Origin of the sequence: Maribacter sp., assembly GCF_016744255.1 — a bacterium.
Lineage (GTDB): Bacteria > Bacteroidota > Bacteroidia > Flavobacteriales > Flavobacteriaceae > Maribacter_B.
In genome coordinates this window covers 1-6,027 of the sequence record NZ_JADGES010000147.1, presented here as the reverse complement: position 1 = coordinate 6,027, position 6,027 = coordinate 1, and the positions used below count along the sequence as shown (strand labels likewise).

The 6,027-nt window shown below is 33.7% G+C and carries 7 protein-coding genes and 1 tRNA gene; 5 read left to right on the top strand and 3 right to left on the bottom strand.

The features are described 5' to 3' along the window. Positions 1 to 404: 404 nt before the first annotated feature. A tRNA-Ser gene (locus QZZ51_RS15920) sits at positions 405 to 489 on the bottom strand. 274 nt (positions 490 to 763) lie between these two features. Between QZZ51_RS15920 and QZZ51_RS15915 the strand changes: the two genes are divergently transcribed. Next, entirely contained in the window at positions 764 to 1,021 is a 258-nt protein-coding gene (locus QZZ51_RS15915; protein ID WP_291871465.1) for a hypothetical protein, read from the top strand. Here QZZ51_RS15915 and QZZ51_RS15910 read toward each other — a convergent pair whose 3' ends face one another. Continuing rightward, positions 1,022 to 1,225 carry a hypothetical protein gene (locus QZZ51_RS15910; protein ID WP_291871463.1) on the bottom strand — a complete coding sequence of 68 codons (204 nt, stop codon included), beginning with the start codon at positions 1,223 to 1,225 and terminating at the stop codon, positions 1,022 to 1,024. A 118-nt stretch (positions 1,226 to 1,343) separates the two neighbouring features. After that, positions 1,344 to 1,805, bottom strand: a complete 462-nt coding sequence (locus QZZ51_RS15905) for an Lrp/AsnC family transcriptional regulator (RefSeq protein WP_291871461.1) — start codon at positions 1,803 to 1,805, stop codon at positions 1,344 to 1,346. A gap of 165 nt (positions 1,806 to 1,970) precedes the next feature. On the opposite strand from QZZ51_RS15905, the gene QZZ51_RS15900 reads away from it, so the two are divergent. The 4 genes from QZZ51_RS15900 (at position 1,971) to QZZ51_RS15885 (ending at position 5,648) form a co-directional block, all read left to right on the top strand. After that, positions 1,971 to 2,930: an NAD-dependent epimerase/dehydratase family protein gene (locus tag QZZ51_RS15900; RefSeq protein ID WP_291871459.1), complete on the top strand. Its 960-nt coding sequence runs from the start codon at positions 1,971 to 1,973 to the stop codon at positions 2,928 to 2,930. 8 nt (positions 2,931 to 2,938) lie between these two features. Continuing rightward, positions 2,939 to 4,129, top strand: a complete 1,191-nt coding sequence (gene kbl, locus QZZ51_RS15895) for a glycine C-acetyltransferase (protein ID WP_291871457.1) — start codon at positions 2,939 to 2,941, stop codon at positions 4,127 to 4,129. A gap of 116 nt (positions 4,130 to 4,245) precedes the next feature. Next, positions 4,246 to 5,001, top strand: a complete 756-nt coding sequence (locus tag QZZ51_RS15890) for a sulfite exporter TauE/SafE family protein (protein ID WP_291871455.1) — start codon at positions 4,246 to 4,248, stop codon at positions 4,999 to 5,001. Between the two features lie 11 nt (positions 5,002 to 5,012). Next, positions 5,013 to 5,648: an NAD(P)H-dependent oxidoreductase gene (locus tag QZZ51_RS15885; protein WP_291871453.1), complete on the top strand. Its 636-nt coding sequence runs from the start codon at positions 5,013 to 5,015 to the stop codon at positions 5,646 to 5,648. Positions 5,649 to 6,027: the final 379 nt, after the last annotated feature.

Genomic DNA, 6,027 nt, shown 5'->3' with positions numbered 1-6,027 from the left:
GTTCAGAGGAGTAAAAAACGTAGAATTCTTCCTCTTTAGATTAACTAGAATATTTGCCTAAACACAACAATTAGGCTTGATCCATAAACCTTATAATATCACAATTATTTTGTTTAATAAAACATTAAAATTATTTAAACAATTTTATGTTTTTGTTTAGCACTTGAAACGAGTACAGAAAACAATAGAATTTTTTAATCTAGTTAATGCTTTTAAAACACAAATTAAACGACACCCTGATACCTTAAAGTTATGAATTCGAAAATAGAAAATATAGCATCTACCAAAAGTACTATGAGTACTAACTTTAAGACTTGATCCCTCTCTACGGTAGGTATAACGGTAAAGGTATAAAAAATAAAACCCCAACAATCTAATAGTTAGATGGTTGGGGTTTTGTGTTGCGGAGAATGAGGGATTCGAACCCCCGGAGGTGTGACCCTCAACAGTTTTCAAGACTGCCGCATTCGACCACTCTGCCAATTCTCCAGTGTTTGTCTCATCAGGTATTCCCTGAATGCGGATGCAAATATAAAAAGCTTTTTCTACTCTGTGAAGTGTTTTCTTGTTTTTTATTTAAGAAAAATGATATACCTAATTTCTAGAGAATAGAATAGAAGAGAAAAGAAAAGTAATCCAAAGAAAAACAAGGGTTTACAGTTTTTAAAGATAAAATTCAATTTTATAGAGTTTAGGAAAAATAGCTTCTTTCCTCGTAAAGAAAAGTTGTTTTATACGACTATTAACCCAAAATAGATATAATATGGGGGTGTTAGAAAACGTAAAAGACTTTTTTAAGAAAAAATTAAACAAGGAAGAAACAGCTTCTGCTCCAGAAGGGATTTGTCCTAATTGTTGGGGTAGACAAGAATGGGAAGGCAATTTTTATACAAAGATTGTAGCAAAGAATATAACACCACAAGATGCTACGTATTCTAGTTTTATTCATGAAGTGGTAAGCAAGCTAGATAAAATAACACTTAAGGAAGACATGCTGACTTGTGAAACCTGTGCTATATAGTTAATCTATAAAGGTATTTACAGAAGTAATTAGGTTACATTCTTTTCTTAGGTATTTTTGAAAATTAAAGGCAGTTTCATTATCCTCAAAAACCATAGCTTGGTCTATACTGGGACTTAGCTCTAAATGACCCAATAGGTATTCTACAAAATACGTATTGTCATCCGTTAATAATACATAATGTCCTGGTTCTTGATCGGGCATAGAGGGAATTAGTTATTCTTTTTTTGTTCTTAGAGGGAGTAAATAACGGGTTAATATACTCTTTTTAGAAGAATTTATACTACTTTTTGATGTTTGGATATATTTTTAGGCAAACGGTCTAAAAGGAGTATTCCGTTGTGGCAGTAATTTCTTTTAAAACAAAATAACTTTCCAAAAAACCAATATTATCAATTTTGGATAATTTAGTACGTACAAATTCATGATAGGCCGGGAGGCTCTTAATATTTATTTTAAGGAAAAAGTCTACTTTACCAGCCATATGGTAGCATTCTTGTACTTCTTTTAAGCCTTTAATTTGTTTTTCGAACTTCTCTATAAAACCCTCGTTATGGTAGCGTTGCGAAACCAAACATATAGCAGTTACCGGAATATCTAAATGGTTTTTATTTAAAAGAGCAACGTATTTTTTTATAATTCCTTTTTTTTCTAGCTTACGAATACGCTCATAAATAGGAGAGGCGGTAAGGTTTAGTTCCTCTGCAATTTCCTTAGTGGTTTTTTTTGCATCCTTCTGTAGAATTTGTAATATTCTAAGGTCGGTTTCATCTATCTGTTGCATGGCAGTTAATTTTCGTTTTTAAAAGGGTAATATCATTTTAAATAAATAATAACAACTTTTAAAAGCGGTTATTAAAGATGAAATTACTTATTTTAATTTAAAAATAAGTTTAATTTATGGTATAATACGCTATATTCATAATTTTATACTTTAAATACTAAGGATATGAAAGTAGATAAGGTATTGGTTACTGGAGCAGGAGGACAGCTCGGCACCGTTTTGGTAAAGGCTTTAAAAAAGCTAAAAGGTGCTGAAAATGTATTGGCCACAGATTTGTATGTAAAACCAGAAGATAAAGGCTTGTTGTTTCCGCTAGATGCAACTAATGAAGTCGCTGTAGCAGAATTGGTAGTAGAAAATAATATTACACAGATTTATCATTTGGCAGCAATTTTATCTGCTAAAGGCGAAGAACAACCCTTAAAAACGTGGGATATTAATCTAAAATCGCTCTTTGCAATTTTAGAAGTTGCACGTAAATATAAGTTAGATAAAGTATTTTTTCCGAGTTCTATTGCTGTTTTTGGAGCTTCGGCATCCAAGCAAAATACACCACAAGATGCTTATTTAGATCCAACAACGGTATATGGTATTAGTAAGGCTGCAGGAGAACAATGGGCGAATTACTATTTCACCAAATATGGAGTAGATGTTCGTTCCTTACGATATCCTGGAATCATAGGGCACCAATCCTTACCAGGAGGTGGTACCACAGATTATGCAGTAGATATTTATCATAAAGCAGTTAATAAAGAGCCTTTCATATGTTATTTAAAGAAAGATACTGCTTTACCTATGATTTTTATGGCAGATGCGGTTAGGGCAACATTAGAACTAATGGAAGCTCCTAAAGAGCAAATAAAGACAAGAACATCCTATAATCTGAATGCTTTGAGTTTTACACCAGCGCAGATCGTAGAATCTATAAAAAAATGGTATCCAGATTTTATAGCCACTTATAAAGAAGATTTTAGAGAAGCTATAGCCCAAAGTTGGCCTTCTTCTATTTTAGATATTCAGGCACAGGAAGATTGGAAATGGGAACCTCATTATTTATTAGATGATATTAGTAATGAGATGATTATAGAGTTAAAGAAAAAATACAATTTGCATTCGCAATTATAAATAAAGACATGTACGGAAAAGTTAAAGACGAACTCAAAGCGGAGTTACAAGAAATAGAGAGCTCTGGATTATACAAAAAAGAGCGAATAATTACGACCAAACAAGGAGCAGAAATAAAAACCACTTTAGGGAAAACGGTACTTAATTTTTGTGCTAATAATTATTTAGGGTTATCGGCTCATCCAGATGTTATAGAAGCTGGTATAGAGGCTATGCGTTCCCATGGTTTTGGGCTTTCTTCGGTTCGCTTTATTTGCGGAACACAAGATATTCATAAAGAATTAGAGAAAAAGACAGCAGAATTTCTAGGAACAGAAGACTGTATTCTTTATGCTGCTGCTTTTGATGCTAATGGAGGTGTTTTTGAGCCTTTATTAACTGCCGAAGATGCAGTGATTTCCGACGAACTTAACCATGCTAGTATTATTGATGGTATACGCTTATGTAAAGCAGCGCGCCATAGATATAAAAATAACGATATGGCTTCGTTAGAAGAGCAATTAAAAGCAGCTTCTGGAGCAAGAAGAAAACTTATTGTTACTGATGGTGTTTTCTCTATGGATGGTATTATAGCTAAGCTAGATGAAATTTGTGATCTAGCAGATAAGTATGGAGCTATGGTAATGGTAGATGAATGTCATGCGACAGGGTTTATAGGAAAAACAGGTAGAGGTACTCACGAATATAAAAATGTAATGGGTAGAGTAGATATCATTACAGGAACCTACGGAAAAGCACTTGGTGGAGCATCAGGTGGATTTACAGCAGCCAGAAAAGAGATTGTAGATATACTTAGGCAGAAGTCTAGACCGTACTTATTTTCTAATACTTTGGCGCCTGCTATCGCTGGAGCATCTATTAAAGTTTTAGAAAAGTTAGAAAACGATAACTCTCTGATTATTAAGTCTCAAAAAAACACAAAGAGGTTTAGAAATGCAATGACAGAAGCTGGGTTTACCATAACTCCAGGGGTGCATCCTATTGTTCCCATAATGCTTATGGATGCTAAGCTAGCGCAAGAATTTGCTAGTAAATTATTAGACGAAGGTATCTATGTAGTTGCTTTCTTTTATCCTGTGGTTCCTAAAGGAAAAGCAAGGATTAGAGTGCAGATTTCAGCATCGCATACAGCAGAACAAATAGACAAGGCAGTAACTGCCTTTACAAAAATAGGGACAGAATTAGGTGTATTAGACTAATTGTTCATTCTAGTAAATTAAGGCCGCAACGTGTTAATGTTGCGGTTTTTTATGCTCTAAAATCTAATATGGTATAGAATACATATAGATTAAAATTAAGGACTTATTTTAGCAGGATGGAAGAATGGTACCATTATGCCTTATTGATTGTCGTTGGTTTTGCAGTAGGTTTTATAAATACCTTAGCTGGCGGAGGTTCCTTACTTTCATTACCTGTCCTAATCTTTTTGGGTTTACCGCCAAGTGTAGCGAATGGAACGAACCGAGTGGCAATAGTAATCCAAACAGCCATAGCCACTGCTGGCTTTAAAAGTAAAGGAGTTTCTACCTTCCCATTTAATGTGTATTTAGGTATTTCTGCTTTTTTTGGTTCTATAATAGGGGCAAATATTGCGGTGGATATAAAAGGCGATACTTTTAATAAGATTCTCTCTATTGTTATGATGGCTGTGGTGCTCATCATAATATTTAAGCCTAAAATTAAGATAGCAGATTTAGAAGAACGACTTACTGGCAAGTATTTATGGGTGGGAATAATAGCTTTTTTCTTTTTTGGTATCTATGGTGGGTTCATTAATGCCGGATTAGGTTTTATAATGATATTGTTTTTGCACTACGTAAACCATATGAATTTGGTGCGAGCAAATGTAACCAAGGTGGTAGTCGTATTTACCTATATGCTTTCTGCTTTGGCAGTTTTTATTTTTAATGATAAGGTAAATTGGAAAATAGGGTTAATTTTAGCCATCGGGAACGGTACTGGCGCTTGGTTAGCAAGTAGAATCTCCGTGAACAAAGGAGACGGATTTATAAAAATGTTTTTAATAGTTATGGTGGTTATCATGTCCATTAAACTATGGTTTTTTAATTAATATAAGAAAAAGTGAGTAACACAATAGAGAGTTTAGAATGGCGCTATGCAGTAAAGAAGTTTAATACTTCTAAAAGTATTGGTCAAGAAAATCTAGAGAAACTAAAGACCGCATTTAACCTTACAGCAACATCGTATGGTTTACAACCCATAAAAATGGTGGTGGTGCAAAATAAGGGAGTGCAACAAGAATTAGTGTCTCATTCCTATAGCCAACCGCAAGTGGCACAAGCTTCTCATGTTTTGGTATTATGTGTAGAAAAAAGTGTCATAAAAGATACTGTGAATGGGTATTTTGATAAAGTAAAGGCGGTACGTGGCACAAGCGATGAAATATTAGAACCCTATAGAAATATGATGCATACCTCTTTTGAAAATAAGACAGAAGAGGAGATTTTTTTATGGTCTAAACACCAAGCATATATAGCCTTGGGTAATTTAATGACCGTATGTGCTGTAGAAAAGATAGATTCTTGCCCTATGGAAGGATTTATACCGCAAGGTTATAGTGACGTACTAGGGTTAGAAGCATTAGGTTTGTCTCCTGTTTTGGTTCTCCCAGTTGGAATTAGAGCAGAAGATGATATGTTTGCTTCCTTTAAGAAAGTACGTAAAGAAGTATCTGAAAGTGTCATAGAGATTAAGTGATTTTTTTATAGTCCGATGTTAAAATATTTCATGTTAAGATTTAAGAGTAAAAAACGAACAACCAACAACAATGTGCGAAAATAATAAGGGTTTCATAGCATACTCAAAGTTGGCCATATGTTAATCTAAAAAGTAGGTGTGTTTTCAGCCCTTTATTGGGGCTTACAGAAACCATCAGACAGTACATTTCTTGAAAAATATTGATAAATTCTGTTTACTTTGTGTCTTATAAGTATAGATAGGCATCATTTTATTTGTTATAATAATAGAGGGTTAAGGTGTTTTTTTTTGACATTAATATCATAAAAAAGAGCATCAACTCGTATTATTTTATGCCAATGAACCTTTTTTAAAGGGTTTATGTCTCTTCTATTGAGAA

Bases quoted from the DNA above. Each gene is read 5' to 3' on its own strand.
- QZZ51_RS15915 (WP_291871465.1), top strand. From the start codon at position 764: ATGGGGGTGTTAGAAAACGTAAAAGACTTTTTTAAGAAAAAATTAAAC.
- QZZ51_RS15910 (WP_291871463.1), bottom strand. From the start codon at position 1,225: ATGCCCGATCAAGAACCAGGACATTATGTATTATTAACGGATGACAAT.
- QZZ51_RS15905 (WP_291871461.1), bottom strand. From the start codon at position 1,805: ATGCAACAGATAGATGAAACCGACCTTAGAATATTACAAATTCTACAG.
- QZZ51_RS15900 (WP_291871459.1), top strand. From the start codon at position 1,971: ATGAAAGTAGATAAGGTATTGGTTACTGGAGCAGGAGGACAGCTCGGC.
- kbl (WP_291871457.1), top strand. From the start codon at position 2,939: ATGTACGGAAAAGTTAAAGACGAACTCAAAGCGGAGTTACAAGAAATA.
- QZZ51_RS15890 (WP_291871455.1), top strand. From the start codon at position 4,246: ATGGAAGAATGGTACCATTATGCCTTATTGATTGTCGTTGGTTTTGCA.